We start from the raw sequence: 15,959 nt of genomic DNA on the forward strand, positions 1-15,959 counted from the left end.
CTTTACTTAATCTCTTTCTCTCTCTTAGTCATATTTTTGATTTTCTCTATTAATTCATCCAAGTCGCTTTGATCAATATTTACAGATGGATGTTCATACTTAATTGTTCTAATAGTGCTCCATGCTTTGTATTTTAAGTACTCGAAATTTCTAGAGGGATGACCTAATTTATAGTATTTTTCTATGCTTGAAGATCCACCATCTCCACCCTCAAACCATTTTACTTGAAACTCCTCGGTAATTGGCTTGTTATTGTTTGATTCCAATTTACTTGAGTACTGAACTATTGATCCTAATACTGAGTTAATCATGCTAACAAATAAATACTTTGTAACTTCGTCATCAGAATAAAAAACATCTAAAGCGGTTTTTTTAAGGGTTTTATCAAAACCATAGTGGTTAAATATTAGTTTAAAAAAAGAGTATGCAGGTTCAATAACTCCGGAATGTATATCTATAGTTTCGCCTGTTACTATCGGTAATTTTGAGCTGTCTAACCATGGATGGCCATTAATTACATCAACGTTCTCCCCTAATAATTCATTGACTTGCACATATAGAGCATCCGCTAATTTTTGTATCAAATCTATACTGGGATTATTCTTTTTTCCTAGTTCAATCATCTGAATATATCCGGTACTTACACCTGTAAGTTCTGCAAGTTCTCTCTGGGTTAGTCCACGTTGCTTTCGGAATTTTTTCAAATTTTCCTTAATCATATTCTCACCTCAATTCATTATACTCCATTAGATTAAAAAAATAAATACTATAGTTTGTCTTTTTACTATTGACACATACCAATAGTTGGTGTAATCTTACGTTAAAGATATACTATAGTTTGCGCGTTGGGAGGTGAGTGTATGACACCAGGAATGAAAATTAAAATTGCAAGAATCCAAAGACACAAAAAGCAATACCAGTTTGCGAGAGAGCTAGGAATTTCAAGAGAGTACCTGAGATTGATTGAGTCTGATAAGGCAAAGAATCCAAGTACTGATCTGATGAAGAAGATTGCAGAGCAGCTTGAAACAAAAGTTGGAGCATTATTTTTTGATGAGGAGGTATAAACATGGATCATATTCTAGAGAGAATTGAAGTCTTTTATGAGATCTATCTTGATGAGTACCTTGATGAACAGGAAAGGAATAATCATAGCAATCTTTCTGATAATCCCGTATACAGAGATTTAAAGGTGATCATAGCCTCTATGAATCCTTTAAGGGAATATCTTGGGCTATCAAGATTGAAGCTGAATCAGGAGGTTAAGAGCGGCCTTGAGAGGAGAGTTGAGTTAAAGTGCATTTCACGAAAATAGAAAAAATAATGATCAGGTTGGCAGAGCTTTTCTATATTGTCGGAGGTGTTTTGATATTAGCAGCAGGAATCTTTTACGCATATAAATTTCTATAACGTTTTGTTTTGGAGGGATAAGTAATGGATAAAAAAGTATTAATGAATAAGGTTGCAGCTCTTGATGATAAGCTTGAAAATCTAAAATCTATGTCGCGTGTAATGTTAGGAGTCAATCTTGGTATAAGACATGGTGAGTGGGATCCAAGAGAATTTGACTCAGCTATTGATTGGATAACATGTGAAATTGAGCAAAGTGTAGATTGCTGCTCTATATTGACTCAGGAGATCCAAGGACTAGTTGAGGAGGTGTAACCATGAATAATGAAATTCATAGAGCTTTGTACAGCACAGAGGATCTAAGCGAAATGTCAGGTCTACCATTAGAGACTATTAGAGGGCTGTACCGTAAAGGTGAAATAGCAGGTCAGAAAATAGGAAAGAGGATATTTTTCAGTGCTGATGAAGTGCAGCGGATCCTACAAGTAGATGATAAATCAGCAAGATATAAGCATCTAACTGAGATCAGAACACTGGAAATTGAAAATCAGTCTCTGAGGAATCAGATTAATGCTCTCAAGGGCATACTGGCATCAGCATCATCAATTCTTGAATAGTTTGAAGAATAAACATAAGAGGAGGTGAGAGCTGATGATGGGCAAGGATCATGGCTGTATCTATGGCAAATAGTGGATGGATAAAACTGCATAGAGAGTTATTAGATAAATCAATATGGCAGACATCAACATCAGATCAAAAAGTAATAATGATCACCTTGTTACTTATGGCAAATCACAAGGCTATTGAATGGGAATGGCAAGGCAAAAAGTATGTTGTGCAGCCAGGGCAATTCATAACAAGTCTTCCATCTATCACAAAAAAATGTGGCAAAGGTATCACCATTCAAAAGGTAAGAACTGCGTTGCTGCGTTTCGAAAAATACGAATTTCTAACATCCAAATCAACAAACAAGAACAGACTTATAACCATTGTAAACTGGGACTCCTATCAATCTGATGAAGAAAATCAACAGGCAAAACAACAGGCATCTAACAAGCAGTTAACAGCTAACAAGAATGATAATAATGAAAAGAAAAATATATACTCTGATGATTTCGAGACATTTTATAAAGTGTATCCAAATCCTAAGGGTAAAGCTCAGACATATAAGAACTGGAAAAAGGTAATCAAGCAGCATGATCCAAATGAAATTATTGAGTGTGCTAAGAGATATCAGAGATCATTAAGACCAGATACGGAAAAAGCCTATATTACCACAAGCTATAATTTCTTAGGCCAAAAGCAGGCATATCTTGATTATTTACAAGGCTCAGAAAGAGATCAGAGACAGCGAGAGCATATAACCAGAGATATTTTTAGATTTGAGGAGTGAGTAAATGGACAAGTATACATCAGTAAACAATGAAAACCAAATACTTGGGATCATAATGATGGACTCATCCCTCATGGCCATTGCTCTCCAATATGGAGTCCATAAAAGTATGTTCAGAAATAGGATCAATCAGAACATATACGAGAGTATGACAGAGCTATATAGCAATCAGACAGGTATAGATATTACTACTTTGGTTTCAATAAGGGATGAGAAGTTGCTTGGAGGCATCTCATATCTATCAGGATTGATTTCATCAGTATATAGCAATCAAGGGTTTACGGATTACATAAAGATACTGATTAATAATTACCAGAAAGACCAAATCAGAGAGTTAGGACAGTACATAACAAAAAGAGCAGATCAGGAAGAACCACAATCAATCATTACTGAAATCCAAAACAAGACATTAGATCTGCTCTCCATATCGGCATCGGGGAAAAAGGATAAGGCTCAAAGATACGCAAAATATGCAGAGGATAAATATAAGGCATCAAAGGGAGAGATTGAACCGAACATTAAGACTGGATTCAGAGATATTGATACTCATGTTGGAGGATTCAAGAGAGGTAACTATATAACTTTATTCTCTGGATCAGGAATTGGAAAAACAACTTTTGCCATCTCACTGGCTTTAAGTATTGCAAAGAAAAAATACAAAGTAATATATTTCACTATTGAGATGACAGAGACTGAGATCATCGACAAACTGCAATCTCAGATACTTGAAATAGACTATAAAAAGATTACACAAGCAGCTCTGACAGAGGATGAGATCCATAAGATGGATGTAACAGCGAATAGATTACTGAATCTTGATTTAACAATAGAGGATGAGATTACAAGCTCTGAGGAGCTGATAAACCAGATACTATTTAAATCTTTGAAGAATGAGGTTGATGTTGTCATTGTTGATTACCTGAATTTATACATAGGATCCTCAAGTGTCGGAAATACTCTATCAGAAAAATTAGGACAATTAGCTATTGATCTAAAAAAACTTGCACAAAGAAATCACATCTGCATTATCGGATTAGCTCAGGCAAACAGATCAGCAGAGCAGAGGATTAATGAGGACAATCCAGAGTCATTTTTGCTTAGTAAATTTGATATTCAGGATACGAACAGGGTATTTCAGCATAGCAATGTTGTTATAGCTCTAGCAAGAAATGAAAAATTGGATGATCCATTGCATAAAGAAAAATTGCATGAACAGGGATTACTCAATTACAGCTCCAAAGACCTGACAATAAATCCAGAACTGATGATGCTGCAAGTATTAAAAAATAGATCAGGAAGTAAAGCGACTATCCCATTAAAGTACCAAGGGAAATATTCAAAGGTATCTGACTTCCCTAGGATATGAGGAGGTGAACCATGAATCAATTATCTGAGCAGATTATGAGAGTTAAGTGTCTTTATATGGCATCCGATAATAAGGCCTTAAAAAGGCTAATAGGAGCTATTATGGCAGGGGATAATATCCTTACTGAAGATGATCAGAGGAAAAAGGACAAGAATATCAGTATTAAGGGAGATCCGCCTCAGTAAATAACGTTAATAATAAATAAAAAGGAGAGGTGTAAAAATTGGAGAGTGAAAGAAAAAGAGGTATCATTGCAAAAATTTTCCATGACAGAGGTTATGGTTTCATCAATCAAAGTGATGGAAAGTCAGTTTTCTTCCATATTGGAGATCTTGATGGAGTATCCTTTGACAGTCTCTATGTAGGGCAGCATGTTGAGTATAATCCAATTCAAAAACCAAAAGGATTTACAGCGAATGATTTGGAGATCATTGATGGTGTAATGGAGGTGAGTAAAGAGAAATGGAGGTGAGTAAAGAGAAATGGTAAAGAAATTCCAGATGAGAGAGGTCAAGGAGTTTGATCCGATTGAGTATTATGACAAGAGGATTGAAGAAGTCCAAAGAGATAAAGATCTGAATCTGATCCAAAAGACAATGGTAACAAAGTATCTTGAGACCAGAAAAAAGATGATTATGAAGTTGAGTGTAAGAGAAAAAAGCAACAGACAAGAGGCGATAAGAACAAAGGCAGGAAGAGAAAAACAGTCCGAAAATAAGATGATTTAAGGAGATAGAGATATGAGATTAGGTAAGAAAGATGATTCAGCCATGATCCAGGAAGATAAAAAGGTTAAAGAGGCAGCTAAACTGAAACTGACATTTGAAGAAGTTGTATCAGGCAAGGATCCTGTATTTCAGGAGTTACTAGATAAGTATAATCAGGAGGTCAAACGTGCAAAGCATGTTAGAGAAAATTTATCTAAGAGATCTGATGAGATAAAAATAGCAATTCATGAAAACAAGACGAAGGATAATAAGGATGTGGATCTCTCTGATGTATCTAAAGTATTAAGTCATGATTCAATGTTGGATCCTCATCAAGCGAGAAAGTTAAAGAGACTTAGTAAAAAGTCATATGCGAACGATAAAAATGTTCTTGTGGCACGATACAACATACTGACGTATATAAAGCAGTACCTTGAGGATTATGACAAGAGAAATGTTGCAATGTATGATGAACTGAGGAAAACTATGGAGTCAAATAGAAAACATGAGAAAGAGCTAGAGACTCGGATTGAAGAGCATGAGCAAGTTTTCGGGAAACTGTCATCAAGAATAGATATGCAAGTGTGTATGTCACACTACTCGCCAATCAGAGAAATTGAACAAAGGCCAAAAACCAAGGTTTTGGGAGGGAAAACGCTTAGTGCAATAAAACTAAGCCTCTCTATACTTGAAAATTCAATCAATAAATAAGGTGTTTTTCATAAATTTTCCCTAACCCCCCCATTATGCGAGCTGAGAGAGAAATCTCTCTTGGCTTACCCCCTCCTCGTTTCCTGGTTCCCCTAAAAAATCTAATTTATTTACCCCGGGGGTATATTAAATAGTGGGTGATATTACAATTACTGAATTTGTTTAGGGATGGATTTTATTCATCCCTATTGTTTTAGCAGCAATTAAGGAGGAATACTTCTTGGATCAGTTTGATTTCTACAAACTAAATATTTCTGATGTCTTGGTTGATGATCCTGAGATCAGTAATGAGCAGCTCATGATAGAGTATCTAGATGGTGATGATGCAGCAAGAGAGAAACTTATATTAAGAAATACTGGATTAGTCCGTATGATTGTGAACCAATACAATCCTCCTGGATCTATAGGTTCATTGGATGAGGATCTCATGCAAGAGGGAATGATTGGATTAATACAAGCAATAGAAAAATATGATCCATACCTCAGCAATGCCTCAAGATTCAGCTCCTATGCTGTAATATGGATTAAAGCTACAATTTCAAAGTATCAGCGTAATAAAGCTAGTATGATCAGAGTACCGAGCTATAAGTATGATGACTATCAGAAACTCAAAAGTATTATAAAAACCATAGAGGGCAAGATTAATAGAGAGCCTAAAATGTTTGAGATATCCAAAGAGGCAAAGATGGATATTGATAAAGTTCAGAACTTAATTGTGTTGTTCAGTAAGATTGACTCTCTGGATAGACCTATCAGCTCAGATGATGACAGCTTTACAATAGGAGATCTAATCTTGGATTATGATGATGCATACTTGGAGGTAGAGTTAATAGCGTACAATGATTGGTTGAGGGATGAAATAAACAAAGGACTCAATAAACATCTGACTCTGTTAGAAAATAATGTTGTGAGACTTAGATATGGATTGGATGATTATAATGAGATGCAACTTAATCAGATATCAGAGATCCTGGATCTTACAGTCAATCAGGTTTACACAATCCTATTAAATGCATTTACAAAGCTGAGAAAATCATCATGGTATGTGAGGATGAAAATTCAATGTGATTATTGACGAATGATCATTTTTTCTAACTGATTGTTTAATACTTACTGAGATTAGTTTATAATTAATTTAATCAGTTTTAGGAGGTGTAATTATATGTCTATTTCAGATTTTTTAAATAATTGTATAGAATCATTAATGGAAATATTCCGTAAATACTCTCCAGTGATAGTACCAGTATTAGTATTAGTAATTATTGTTATAATTAACTCTATCAACTCTTTTGTAAACGTCAATCAGATTTTACTCCACATCCCAAGCATTTCGGGCACTTTAGCTGGTTTTTTATTTACATTTTTCGGTATATTTACAGCTCTACCGGATAACAATTTTATCAAGGTATTAAAATCCAATGGGTATATGAAAATTATCCACATTACCTTGATTACTGGAATTTCCACACTTTTAGTATCTATGGTACTCAGTATATTTGGTGTGCTTAGTTACCTTTCAATATCACTCTTCATCGTTGGAGTATCCGAAACTATGCTTGCATCGTTTTATTTATTTATTGTAAGTACATACAGCTCAAAATCTAAATGAATCTGCAATTGACTCTGTAAGTGCATCCTTGATTTTAGCAAAGTCAAGGATGTTTTTTAGATGCTTTCGATCTATGTCAATTTCGACTTTTTTTCGCAAAATTGATGTTACAAAATCAAACTCGAATAACTCTTCATCTTCTCCGTATCCTTGTATTTCAAATTTAGAAAAATTTCTTTTTATGTACTCACCTTCTTCAAATTTATTCTTTGCTTCAATACTCAATGGTTGCATTCTATATTTTACATCTACGCTACACTCAATCATATTTGTACTAGATAAATTATACGTGTCGTGTAATGATAGAATTTGACTAACTGCTTCTGAATTGCAGCCAAATTTAATACTGAGATTAGATAGATGGTGGGTTTTTTTCAATTTGTTGTGTATATTAAGATCTAATGTAGGAGATATTTCAATACAATATTGTGAATCGCTCATCAATCCACTCAAAAATATGGTTATTGTATCAATAAACTTTGGTGCTCGTGAATTGAATAATGTAGCTACTCTATTATATCTAAAATCCATCACAAAATATGTGTAATTATCAATTTCTATTTTTATATCATCACTAACACTACTAGTTGAATCATTCTTAGTATCGTTCTTTTTTGTGAGATCTTTATCTTTAGCGCTTTTGATAACCTTTTTAAGAATGCCATCTTCCACATGCTCTCTGTTACTCATAATAACAAAGGCTTTATTGTCATGTACCTCTAAGAAGCGAATAAAGACTCTTTTTCCAGATTTATAAGGAATAGGATATTCCTTGCCCAGTTCTATTTTCTTTACTAATGCAGAAAAATAATCATTAGAAATATCTTCAATTTTTTTATCGTGAGTCATAAGATCTAATGTATAATTTATATCCGAAAATTCAACTCTTTTAATCATAAATCCTCCTTTATAGTTCAGTCAATCTAATACAACTATAACATTTAGAACACATGCATAACAATATAGAATATTATAATATATATTTATAAGTTGTAAACAAATAGTTTCAATAAGACTTGCGTATTTAACTGTATTAATATCGAAATCTGACCATAAATCGGGGGCTGAGGTTGATTTAATGTCTTATGAATACTAATTATCATTAAAAATAAAAAAGCCTTACAGAGGCGATTAAGAGCCTTTGCAAGGTGTTATAAATGATGAATTTATATGTTTTTTTATGATACTACTTCTCAAATATGCTGAGAAACAATTCTGAAAATAAAAGTGTGATTTAAAGTGTGATTTAGGGGCGTTTAGATTCAGTGAAAGTGTTGATTATCAATGGGTTTCGTAATATTAATGGTACCCTCAGCGGGAATCGAACCCACAACTAGCCCTTAGGAGGGGCTTGTTATATCCATTTAACTATGAAGGCTTGAACAATAGTTATTGTAATATATTCAGAGAATGAAGTCAATGAGACTGAGCATGCAATGCAGCTAATTAATGCTTCAGATGAGCAGAGAGGACAGCGATTCTGCTGTCCTCTTAAAAGTATCTACTCTTCATATTCCAGTGCTTTGATGACTTCTCTCATTTCCTCTGTTATGGGGAAGATGGGTGAATTATCATCCGAGGTGTCCTGATTCTCCACAATCAGGACGGCGGCATCTTCACTGAGTGTATGGGTATGCCATACACCTTTTTTCACGTTGTATCCTTTGTGCATTTCCATGGGCACTTTGATGATCTCACCAGGCAGATCTCCTGTCCCGGCGGAATACAGATTGCAGCTGCCGCTGATCAGCACAAATACTTCGTCCGTTTCAAGATGCTTCTGCATGTTTTCAATCTTCTCAGGGATGAGATCATTGCAGAATCTCAGTACGGCTACTCTCCAGGATTCGAAATCGATGATGGGTTTATAGCAGGAATCGGGAAAAGCGACCTTTTCAATATGCTCATTCATGTTGTAACTCCTCGTATAATATATTTGATTATCTGGTGTCTGATTGTTATATGACGGATTAGTCAAGTGTCACTCCTCGATTTTCTGGATGGTGAGACTGTACTTCTTCAGGACCTCAGGGCTGATCTCCTTGTCCACCTCGATGATCTGATAGAGGATTTCAGAGCCTTCCATTTTGTATTCAAGTAGCTTTCCGCCTACAGATGTTCTGAAGTTCGTGTAGGTATAGAAATGTCCGCCACCGGAGACTCTGTATTTCAGACTCTGAGATTCAGTTGAAATTCTTCTTTGCAAGGAAGTGCTGTTCGTTGCCGAAAGGAGCACCTTTTTCTCTTTGAGTTTCTCCAGATTTCCGGTCAGAAGAGCGTCAATGAGATAATGCGCCTGCTCTTTTGTAAGGTCTTCAAGGGGCCGGTTCAGCTTATAGCTTCCATATTGCTTCAGAAGATCTGAAATCTTAAGTCTCTGCAGTTTTGTGCTTTGCTCATTTTTCCAGCTGTTCATGAATACACTCCTCGTGTAACCTATCGTGTTCAATCCACATCTTATTGATTCTGCAGGTTCAAGGGCAGTTCGGGATGATCCGGTTAAGCTTCAATGAAGGCCCGTGCAGATTTTTCGTTTAACTTCTTATATCCATTATTATACAGAATTATCGGCAAGAATCACATCAGATTTATTTTTTCAGAGTCAATCTCATACCTGAAATTGAAGAAGGGAGAGTGGAGTGAAACTGAGTCAACAGCTAGTGATGAGCTGTTAAATCAGCACATAGGTGTCTGCTTCATAAAGATCGAAGGTCTCCTCCTTCAGGAAATGCTCCATTGCATCGATGGCTTTCAGGGGAAGCTTCTCATGATTTCTTCCGTACTTTTCCGGAATGCCCTGATTGGTGACGTAGCATGCCTTGTACACTTTGTCCGGATCGAGCTTCTCTTCTCCCACAAAGAACGCCTGAATTCTCTGCCCATTGGGGTTCTCCACTTTGAAATAGACCTTTATGCCCAGTGCTCTTTTCACATAGCCGCCCATCTGATCCAGTGGAGACCTGGAATAGGTCTTTTCCAGGTTTTCCTCGATCATATCCTGAAGCTCTTTTCCGGTGAGTTCGCAGATGGATACCGGTGGATTCACCGGAATGATCTGATGAAGATCTCTTCTTGTCACAGGTCCCGCATCCACCGGAGCACCATAACGCCATCCGTTGGAGAAGGCCATTTCAGCACCGGTTTCCTTTAAGAGGGAGGACAGGAGCAGGTTGTCCATGGAGTACTCCAGGCTTGTACCTCTGTGCAGAATCACGCGGGTCTTTCCCACGGTTTCATCAAGGAAGTCCCGGTGTGGAGCCAGGACATTCTCGATGTGCTTCTTTGTTTCCTCATGTTCGGGAATGTCCTCGGAGACATCCAGCAGATTGTGTTTCACATCAGTGACTTTCCCCTGGTCCAGAGTCAGATCCAGTTTGCCCAGAAAGGATCCGTGGGAGCCGGACTGGATGAGCAGGGCATCCTTCACCTTCACCACTTCCTGGATTCTGTTATGGGTGTGCCCGCTGATGAGAACATCCACTCCATCTATTCTTGTGAGAAGCTCCATGTCCTGGGGGAACCCCAGATGAGAAAGAACAACCACAAGCTCCGCGCCCTTTTGCCTCACCTCTTCAATATACCCTGGAAGTTCTTCCAGTCCGTTGGTGAAATAGAGTCCTTCGCTGAAATGCTTCGGCATGGTCTTGTCGATGATGTTGCAGGCGATGCCGATGACAGCAACCTTGACACCGGAAATCTCCTTGATCATGTAGGGCTTCATATACAGCCCACCCGTTTCCTTATGATAGACGTTGATGGCAAGAATGGGGTAGGAAAGTTCCTTTTCACGCTCTTTCAGCACATCCGGCCCATAGGCGATGTCCCAGTGGAAGGTCATGGCATCAAGGGACAGGTCATTCAGCAGGGGAACCAGATCCGCACCTTCTGATTCCACCGCCTCATAGGTTCCGTGAAAAGTGTCTCCGTTGTCAAGAAACAGGATTTCTCCTTTTTCCGCTCGGATGGAATCGGCAATGGTTCTGATTCGGGGAAGGCCACCGGCTTTCGCCAGTCGGATTCCCTTATCGTCATAGTAGAGCTCGTTATGAAGATCCAGATAACCGTGCAGGTCATTCATCTGGAGGATCGTCAGATTTTTCATGAATTCTTTCACTCCTTCAAAAATTAGGATTGTCTTTATTATAGGAGATATTTGTTGACGTTCTGGAGATATTCTTTGAATAAGCTGTGGCAATAGAAAAGAACTCCGCCCTTCGGCCGAGTTCTCAAATGATATTGCTTTTGATTGTCTCTCTTAATCGGACAGATTTGCTGCTCTTTTCCGGGTGATATAGATCATGACGACCCCGAAAATGATGGAGGCCACAGATATCAGCTGAGCCTGTCTCATACCCAGGAACATGAGGCTGTCTGTTCTCATGCCTTCGATGAAGAATCTACCGATGGAGTACAGGATGAGATAAGCATAAAATACGATACCGTGGTCATGCTTTCTCTTCTTTCCGAAGAGGATCATCAGTGCGATGAAGCACAGGATATTCCAGATGGATTCATAGAGAAAGGTCGGATGGTAGTAGGTACCTTTAATGAGCATACCTTCCTGGATGAAGGCAGGGAATCTGGATATGAACTCCTGGGATACGGGCCCGCCGTGGGCTTCCTGATTCATGAAGTTCCCCCAGCGTCCGATAGCCTGTCCAAGAATCATGGCAGGTGCAGCCGCATCGACCATGTCCAGAATCTCCGTAAGCGACTTCTTCTTCACTTTCTTGTAGATGAAGACGCCAAGGGCTGCGCCCAGGATTCCACCGTGGATGGCAAGGCCACCGCTTCTGAAATCCAGCATCTCCATGAACGTGTCATACTGGTCCAGTTCAAAGATCACGTAGTACACCCGGGCACCGATCAGTGCCAGAGGAAACGCGTAAAGGAAGGCATCGGTCACATCATCAAAGCTGACGACGCCTTTGCTTCGTTTGCTGTTATAGTAGAGAACGACAAATCCCGCCAGTACACCGATGGTGATGATGACACCGTACCACATGATGGGAATGCCGAATATTTCAAATGCTGTTGAGTCCATATTGTTTACCTCGCTGATTTTTTTCTCCCATTATAACATATACTCTTTTATTGTACTCTTAACTTCAGAGGAAAATCACGAAGTTTCAGCATGAAATTGAAATGTGAATCAAGGAACCCCGTTTACCATCAACGGTTTAGGGAGTTTACCAGGTGTATTTTCGTGGTATAATTTTCAGCGCTTTTAGTACCAGCCATTCTGTTTCAGGCTGACCACGATTTTCGGGATGAGCAAGAATGCATCAACCCTGGAATCCGTTTATAATCAACGGTTACGGGATTTATCCATCAGAAAACACTGCAATGGCTTGGGTGCCGCGTCATCTGCTTTTCCCTGATATCGACGTTGACTCCTTGAGTTGCGGACTTTGACAGTTCAAAGGCTATCGGAACGATGGAAACCCTCATATCAAAGGCTTTCAGGTGTTTCTTTCCGGTTTCAACCTGTTGTACACACATTGTTTCCCGTGAGGTTTGTGCCTCTATTGTCCTATATTCCCGGTTCCGTTTTTTACAGCAGCGCATGGTAGAGCATGAAATACAACTTGATTATCGTTTTCCCGCGCTCTGCCGTGAAGCGCAGAGTTTCAGCGGAAAATCAGAAGACCATGGAGCCGGAGTTCTTGTGCACCAATGGCTTGAGTAGTTATTCGATCGTTTTTCTCTGGTATTTTTTTCAGCGTCTGTAGTACCAATCATGCCGTTTCAGTTTGTGGGCAAAGGCCGCTGCTCCGGCCACAGACCACATCAGTGCATTTCCCGGGAAATCAAGCAGAAGGAAAGAGCTCATCCTAAAACGCCAGTGCTTCCTTCAGAGCATGATATTCTGCTGAAAGCCTGACTGCAATGCTTTGAAGGTGCAATTAAAGTTGTGAAATCATCGGTTTGTCATATATTATGGTTTAAATTTGATATAATAGAATAACAAGACAGAAATAAAGTACCTGGGAGGAATGAAATATGAGAAAAAACATGCTGAGAATTCTGGCGATCCTGATGGCGCTATCTTTACTGGTGGCCTGCGGAAATCAGACCGATGGAGACCTGGAAGCACTTAAAGGTGATATAACGAAGCTCGAAGAGAAGCTTGCAACGGTGGAAGCGGACAATGCAGAGCTCATGGAAGAGAACGAAGCGCTGAAAGCGGAAATAGAAGCACTGAAATCAGGAGAAACACCTGAAGAACCCGTTGATGAGAATCCGATGGAAGAAGAAGAGGAAGAGCTGCCGATCTTTGGCGCAGAAGAAGATGGAACCATGATTCAGGCTTCCACCATCGTCGTGAAGACGGACGAGCCTCTGATCAACAAGATGAACATGATGGGTCAGGAGCTGGGAGAAGCGGTCTTTGGTGGACTGACTATGGAAGCGGTTGAAATCAGGGAAGAAGACGGCAAGGACATTCTCTATGTGGACCTGAAGGAAGAGGAAAATGCGGATCCAAGCTGGGTCTATGACTACTTCCAGGGTTCCACGGGCGGGCTGGTTACAGAAACGGCGCTGACGGAAACATTCCTTCAGAGAGAATATGGTGGTATCTGGATCGATGGTGTGCATTTCACGCTGAACGGAGAAACCATAGAATATGACCATGTACCAAACCTCAGAGAGACCATCCTGAGATAATACGAGAACACAAAAAGAATCACTGCGGGTAGATATGCTACCTGCAGTGATTCTTTTCTTTGGTGCTATTTCCTGGCGGAAGCCCGGAATCTGTTCCGGATGAAGAAAAAGGCTGCGGGAATCATTGAAATGATGAAGATGATGGCCATCAGATAGATGAATCGTCCATCGAGAAAATCCATGTTGCCCATGAAATACCCGATCATCACATAGAGGGAAGTCCAGATGGCATTTCCCATGAACATGAAGAGGGATATGTCCAGAAAATTGACGTCTGTGAAGCCTGCGGTGAAGGGGGTCAGTGTACGAGCGATGGGGATGAATCTTGAAATGAGAAAGGCTCTTCTTCCTTTGTTGGTGAAGAAGTTATGAACCTTTTCAAAGTTATCCTTGTTGATGAATTTAAACAGAGACCGGTCCTCGTATTTGCTTCTATGATACTTCCTGCCTAGAATCTGACCGATCTTGAAATTCAGCATGTCGCCGAGAACCGTGGCGAGAAAAAATCCTAAAAGCAGTGCCAGGATATTCAGGTCACCTGTGGCACCGAAGGCACCGGCACCGACCAGCAGGGAATCTCCAGGCAGGATGGCCAGGACCACTGCACCGGTTTCCAGAAATATGATGAAAAACAGAATGGCGTAGGCGCCGATACCGAAAAAATCGATCAGCTCTACTATGTGCCCATCCAGATTCATGAAAAATTCGATGATCTCTCTAATGTCCATAAAAAACTCCTAAAAACTGTTCTTGATACCATTGTACGAAAAAAAAGTGCTCTGTTGGTGGACTTTTCTTTAAAATATTCTGTCATTTTATTGAAGTCTTTTTTTTCTGTAGCTTCCTGGACCATGCTAAGCAGCATGAAAGGGAATGTGAAATGAAGATAAACAGAAGTTCGAACTTTTTGAGGGGTTACAAAAGAGCGGTTTATTTGCTATTCTATAATCAGATGAATAAAAAGGTTTACATTGCATAAACGGTATATCAATCAATAACACTTGATATTAATACATAATTACTCATAAATATTATTGATGAGAAAGTGGAGTTCCTTGTGGCTCCACATTCTTGACGCTTATGCTGACGTGAATCTGCATGAAGGAGGAATAATCTGAATGAAAAAAATCAAAGTTGTCCAGTGGGGATTAGGAAATATGGGTCGAGGCATGGTGGAAATGCTGCTCACCAAAGAAGGAGTACAAGTGGCAGGTGCCATCGAAAAAAGAGTGACCGAGAAGGTGGATCTGGGCACTTTCCTGGGAAAAGAGGTTCTGGGCATTCCGGTTCACAGCGATGCGGAAAGGCTTCTTGATGAAGTGAAGCCAGATCTGTGCATTCTTGCCATCAATTCCTTCGCCAAGGGTGTGGTGGAGGAGATCCGTCTTCTCACGAAGAAGAAGGTCAATGTCATCACCATAGCGGAAGAAATGGCCTATCCCTATGTGACGGAGCCCGCTCTTTCAGAGGAGATCCACAAAATGGCAGTGGAAAACGGCGTCACGGTCATGGGCACGGGCGTGAATCCGGGCTTTGTACTGGATACGCTGATCATTCAGCTTTCCTTAGGCGTACGACGCGTGGATCATATCTTCGCACGAAGAGTCAACGATCTGTCCCCTTTCGGGCTCACCGTCATGGAAGAGCAGGGCGTGGGACTGTCCAGGGAGGCCTTTGAGCAGGGCGTTAAGGACGGAAGCATCTACGGACATGTTGGCTTCATGCAGTCCATTCCCATGATCGCCAAGTCTCTGGGACTCACCTATGATGAAATCAGGCAGACAAGAGCACCCATCATGACGGCGGTCCGTCGTGAGACAAAAGACGTGGTGGTGAAAGCGGGCATGGTCTGCGGATGCAACCATACAGCAGTGGCGCTGAAAGACGGGAAACCCGTGATCACCCTGGAGCATCCTCAGCAGGTGAGACCGGACATGGAGGACATCGAAACGGGAGATTACATCGAGATCCACGGAGACCCGGATCTTTCCATGGTCATCAGACCGGAGGTGCCTGGCGGCATCGGAACCATAGCGGCGGCTGTGAATGTGATTCCCCATGTGATTAATGCAGACCCTGGGCTCATCACCATGACGGACATTCCGGTGACCCACGCCATCATGGATGATTTCAGAAACCATCTGAAGTAGAAAG

General features: G+C 39.9%; 21 protein-coding genes and 1 tRNA gene. 14 read left to right on the plus strand and 8 right to left on the minus strand.

Annotation, left to right across the window (positions count from 1 at the left end; all coding sequences use genetic code 11):
- Positions 1-2 precede the first annotated feature (2 nt).
- A complete protein-coding gene (locus J3A84_RS05245; RefSeq protein ID WP_242694015.1) occupies positions 3-719 on the minus strand; it encodes a helix-turn-helix domain-containing protein in 717 nt (238 codons plus the stop codon).
- Positions 720-860: 141 nt separating this feature from the next.
- On the opposite strand from J3A84_RS05245, the gene J3A84_RS05250 reads away from it, so the two are divergent.
- The 12 genes from J3A84_RS05250 to J3A84_RS05305 all read left to right on the plus strand — a co-directional run bounded on the left by J3A84_RS05250 (position 861) and on the right by J3A84_RS05305 (position 7,136).
- Positions 861-1,067, plus strand: coding sequence for a helix-turn-helix transcriptional regulator (locus J3A84_RS05250; RefSeq protein WP_207598958.1), 207 nt, complete (start codon positions 861-863; stop codon positions 1,065-1,067).
- 2 nt (positions 1,068-1,069) lie between these two features.
- Positions 1,070-1,315 (plus strand): hypothetical protein, encoded by a 246-nt coding sequence (locus J3A84_RS05255; protein WP_207598959.1) that lies wholly within the window; start codon positions 1,070-1,072, stop codon positions 1,313-1,315.
- Between the two features lie 119 nt (positions 1,316-1,434).
- Positions 1,435-1,665: a hypothetical protein gene (locus J3A84_RS05260; protein WP_207598960.1), complete on the plus strand. Its 231-nt coding sequence runs from the start codon at positions 1,435-1,437 to the stop codon at positions 1,663-1,665.
- A gap of 2 nt (positions 1,666-1,667) precedes the next feature.
- Positions 1,668-1,967, plus strand: coding sequence for a helix-turn-helix domain-containing protein (locus J3A84_RS05265; RefSeq protein ID WP_207598961.1), 300 nt, complete (start codon positions 1,668-1,670; stop codon positions 1,965-1,967).
- 50 nt (positions 1,968-2,017) lie between these two features.
- Positions 2,018-2,743 carry a hypothetical protein gene (locus J3A84_RS05270; RefSeq protein WP_207598962.1) on the plus strand — a complete coding sequence of 242 codons (726 nt, stop codon included), beginning with the start codon at positions 2,018-2,020 and terminating at the stop codon, positions 2,741-2,743.
- Between the two features lie 4 nt (positions 2,744-2,747).
- Positions 2,748-4,109, plus strand: a complete 1,362-nt coding sequence (locus tag J3A84_RS05275) for a replicative DNA helicase (protein WP_207598963.1) — start codon at positions 2,748-2,750, stop codon at positions 4,107-4,109.
- Between the two features lie 11 nt (positions 4,110-4,120).
- Entirely contained in the window at positions 4,121-4,294 is a 174-nt protein-coding gene (locus J3A84_RS05280) for a hypothetical protein (protein WP_207598964.1), read from the plus strand.
- A gap of 38 nt (positions 4,295-4,332) precedes the next feature.
- Positions 4,333-4,581, plus strand: coding sequence for a cold-shock protein (locus J3A84_RS05285; protein WP_207598965.1), 249 nt, complete (start codon positions 4,333-4,335; stop codon positions 4,579-4,581).
- Between the two features lie 10 nt (positions 4,582-4,591).
- A complete protein-coding gene (locus J3A84_RS05290; protein ID WP_207598966.1) occupies positions 4,592-4,837 on the plus strand; it encodes a hypothetical protein in 246 nt (81 codons plus the stop codon).
- 12 nt (positions 4,838-4,849) lie between these two features.
- Complete coding sequence (locus J3A84_RS05295) at positions 4,850-5,527, plus strand: hypothetical protein (protein ID WP_207598967.1); 678 nt, start codon at positions 4,850-4,852, stop codon at positions 5,525-5,527.
- 220 nt (positions 5,528-5,747) lie between these two features.
- Positions 5,748-6,602, plus strand: coding sequence for a sigma-70 family RNA polymerase sigma factor (locus tag J3A84_RS05300; protein WP_207598968.1), 855 nt, complete (start codon positions 5,748-5,750; stop codon positions 6,600-6,602).
- Between the two features lie 87 nt (positions 6,603-6,689).
- A complete protein-coding gene (locus J3A84_RS05305) occupies positions 6,690-7,136 on the plus strand; it encodes a hypothetical protein (protein ID WP_207598969.1) in 447 nt (148 codons plus the stop codon).
- On the opposite strand, the gene J3A84_RS05310 is transcribed toward J3A84_RS05305, so the two are convergent.
- The 6 genes from J3A84_RS05310 to lgt all read right to left on the minus strand — a co-directional run bounded on the left by J3A84_RS05310 (position 7,122) and on the right by lgt (position 12,180).
- Positions 7,122-8,033 (minus strand): hypothetical protein, encoded by a 912-nt coding sequence (locus J3A84_RS05310; protein WP_207598970.1) that lies wholly within the window; start codon positions 8,031-8,033, stop codon positions 7,122-7,124. The genes J3A84_RS05305 and J3A84_RS05310 overlap by 15 nt on opposite strands.
- A gap of 406 nt (positions 8,034-8,439) precedes the next feature.
- A tRNA-Arg gene (locus tag J3A84_RS05315) sits at positions 8,440-8,514 on the minus strand.
- Positions 8,515-8,637: 123 nt separating this feature from the next.
- Positions 8,638-9,048 carry a hypothetical protein gene (locus J3A84_RS05320; protein ID WP_207598971.1) on the minus strand — a complete coding sequence of 137 codons (411 nt, stop codon included), beginning with the start codon at positions 9,046-9,048 and terminating at the stop codon, positions 8,638-8,640.
- A gap of 69 nt (positions 9,049-9,117) precedes the next feature.
- Complete coding sequence (locus J3A84_RS05325) at positions 9,118-9,552, minus strand: hypothetical protein (RefSeq protein ID WP_207598972.1); 435 nt, start codon at positions 9,550-9,552, stop codon at positions 9,118-9,120.
- Positions 9,553-9,807: 255 nt separating this feature from the next.
- A complete protein-coding gene (locus J3A84_RS05330) occupies positions 9,808-11,238 on the minus strand; it encodes a bifunctional metallophosphatase/5'-nucleotidase (protein ID WP_207598973.1) in 1,431 nt (476 codons plus the stop codon).
- 153 nt (positions 11,239-11,391) lie between these two features.
- Positions 11,392-12,180, minus strand: a complete 789-nt coding sequence (gene lgt, locus J3A84_RS05335) for a prolipoprotein diacylglyceryl transferase (protein ID WP_207598974.1) — start codon at positions 12,178-12,180, stop codon at positions 11,392-11,394.
- A gap of 959 nt (positions 12,181-13,139) precedes the next feature.
- Between lgt and J3A84_RS05340 the strand changes: the two genes are divergently transcribed.
- Positions 13,140-13,805 carry an FtsB family cell division protein gene (locus tag J3A84_RS05340; protein WP_207598975.1) on the plus strand — a complete coding sequence of 222 codons (666 nt, stop codon included), beginning with the start codon at positions 13,140-13,142 and terminating at the stop codon, positions 13,803-13,805.
- 65 nt (positions 13,806-13,870) lie between these two features.
- On the opposite strand, the gene J3A84_RS05345 is transcribed toward J3A84_RS05340, so the two are convergent.
- Positions 13,871-14,533, minus strand: a complete 663-nt coding sequence (locus tag J3A84_RS05345; protein WP_207598976.1) for a VTT domain-containing protein — start codon at positions 14,531-14,533, stop codon at positions 13,871-13,873.
- 390 nt (positions 14,534-14,923) lie between these two features.
- On the opposite strand from J3A84_RS05345, the gene ord reads away from it, so the two are divergent.
- The gene (ord, locus tag J3A84_RS05350) at positions 14,924-15,955 is read left to right on the plus strand and encodes a 2,4-diaminopentanoate dehydrogenase (RefSeq protein WP_207598977.1); all 1,032 of its coding nucleotides are present in this window, start codon (positions 14,924-14,926) and stop codon (positions 15,953-15,955) included.
- The last annotated feature ends 4 nt before the right edge of the window (positions 15,956-15,959 follow it).

The organism is Proteiniclasticum aestuarii (assembly GCF_017368455.1).
GTDB lineage: Bacteria > Bacillota > Clostridia > Clostridiales > Clostridiaceae > Proteiniclasticum > Proteiniclasticum aestuarii.

Excerpts from the sequence above, each read along its gene's own strand:
- J3A84_RS05245 (WP_242694015.1), bottom strand. The coding sequence starts at position 719 with ATGATTAAGGAAAATTTGAAAAAATTCCGAAAGCAACGTGGACTAACC.
- J3A84_RS05250 (WP_207598958.1), top strand. The coding sequence starts at position 861 with ATGACACCAGGAATGAAAATTAAAATTGCAAGAATCCAAAGACACAAA.
- J3A84_RS05255 (WP_207598959.1), top strand. The coding sequence starts at position 1,070 with ATGGATCATATTCTAGAGAGAATTGAAGTCTTTTATGAGATCTATCTT.
- J3A84_RS05260 (WP_207598960.1), top strand. The coding sequence starts at position 1,435 with ATGGATAAAAAAGTATTAATGAATAAGGTTGCAGCTCTTGATGATAAG.
- J3A84_RS05265 (WP_207598961.1), top strand. The coding sequence starts at position 1,668 with ATGAATAATGAAATTCATAGAGCTTTGTACAGCACAGAGGATCTAAGC.
- J3A84_RS05270 (WP_207598962.1), top strand. The coding sequence starts at position 2,018 with ATGGCTGTATCTATGGCAAATAGTGGATGGATAAAACTGCATAGAGAG.
- J3A84_RS05275 (WP_207598963.1), top strand. The coding sequence starts at position 2,748 with ATGGACAAGTATACATCAGTAAACAATGAAAACCAAATACTTGGGATC.
- J3A84_RS05280 (WP_207598964.1), top strand. The coding sequence starts at position 4,121 with ATGAATCAATTATCTGAGCAGATTATGAGAGTTAAGTGTCTTTATATG.
- J3A84_RS05290 (WP_207598966.1), top strand. The coding sequence starts at position 4,592 with ATGGTAAAGAAATTCCAGATGAGAGAGGTCAAGGAGTTTGATCCGATT.
- J3A84_RS05295 (WP_207598967.1), top strand. The coding sequence starts at position 4,850 with ATGAGATTAGGTAAGAAAGATGATTCAGCCATGATCCAGGAAGATAAA.
- J3A84_RS05305 (WP_207598969.1), top strand. The coding sequence starts at position 6,690 with ATGTCTATTTCAGATTTTTTAAATAATTGTATAGAATCATTAATGGAA.
- J3A84_RS05310 (WP_207598970.1), bottom strand. The coding sequence starts at position 8,033 with ATGATTAAAAGAGTTGAATTTTCGGATATAAATTATACATTAGATCTT.
- J3A84_RS05320 (WP_207598971.1), bottom strand. The coding sequence starts at position 9,048 with ATGAATGAGCATATTGAAAAGGTCGCTTTTCCCGATTCCTGCTATAAA.
- J3A84_RS05325 (WP_207598972.1), bottom strand. The coding sequence starts at position 9,552 with ATGAACAGCTGGAAAAATGAGCAAAGCACAAAACTGCAGAGACTTAAG.
- J3A84_RS05330 (WP_207598973.1), bottom strand. The coding sequence starts at position 11,238 with ATGAAAAATCTGACGATCCTCCAGATGAATGACCTGCACGGTTATCTG.
- lgt (WP_207598974.1), bottom strand. The coding sequence starts at position 12,180 with ATGGACTCAACAGCATTTGAAATATTCGGCATTCCCATCATGTGGTAC.
- J3A84_RS05340 (WP_207598975.1), top strand. The coding sequence starts at position 13,140 with ATGAGAAAAAACATGCTGAGAATTCTGGCGATCCTGATGGCGCTATCT.
- J3A84_RS05345 (WP_207598976.1), bottom strand. The coding sequence starts at position 14,533 with ATGGACATTAGAGAGATCATCGAATTTTTCATGAATCTGGATGGGCAC.
- ord (WP_207598977.1), top strand. The coding sequence starts at position 14,924 with ATGAAAAAAATCAAAGTTGTCCAGTGGGGATTAGGAAATATGGGTCGA.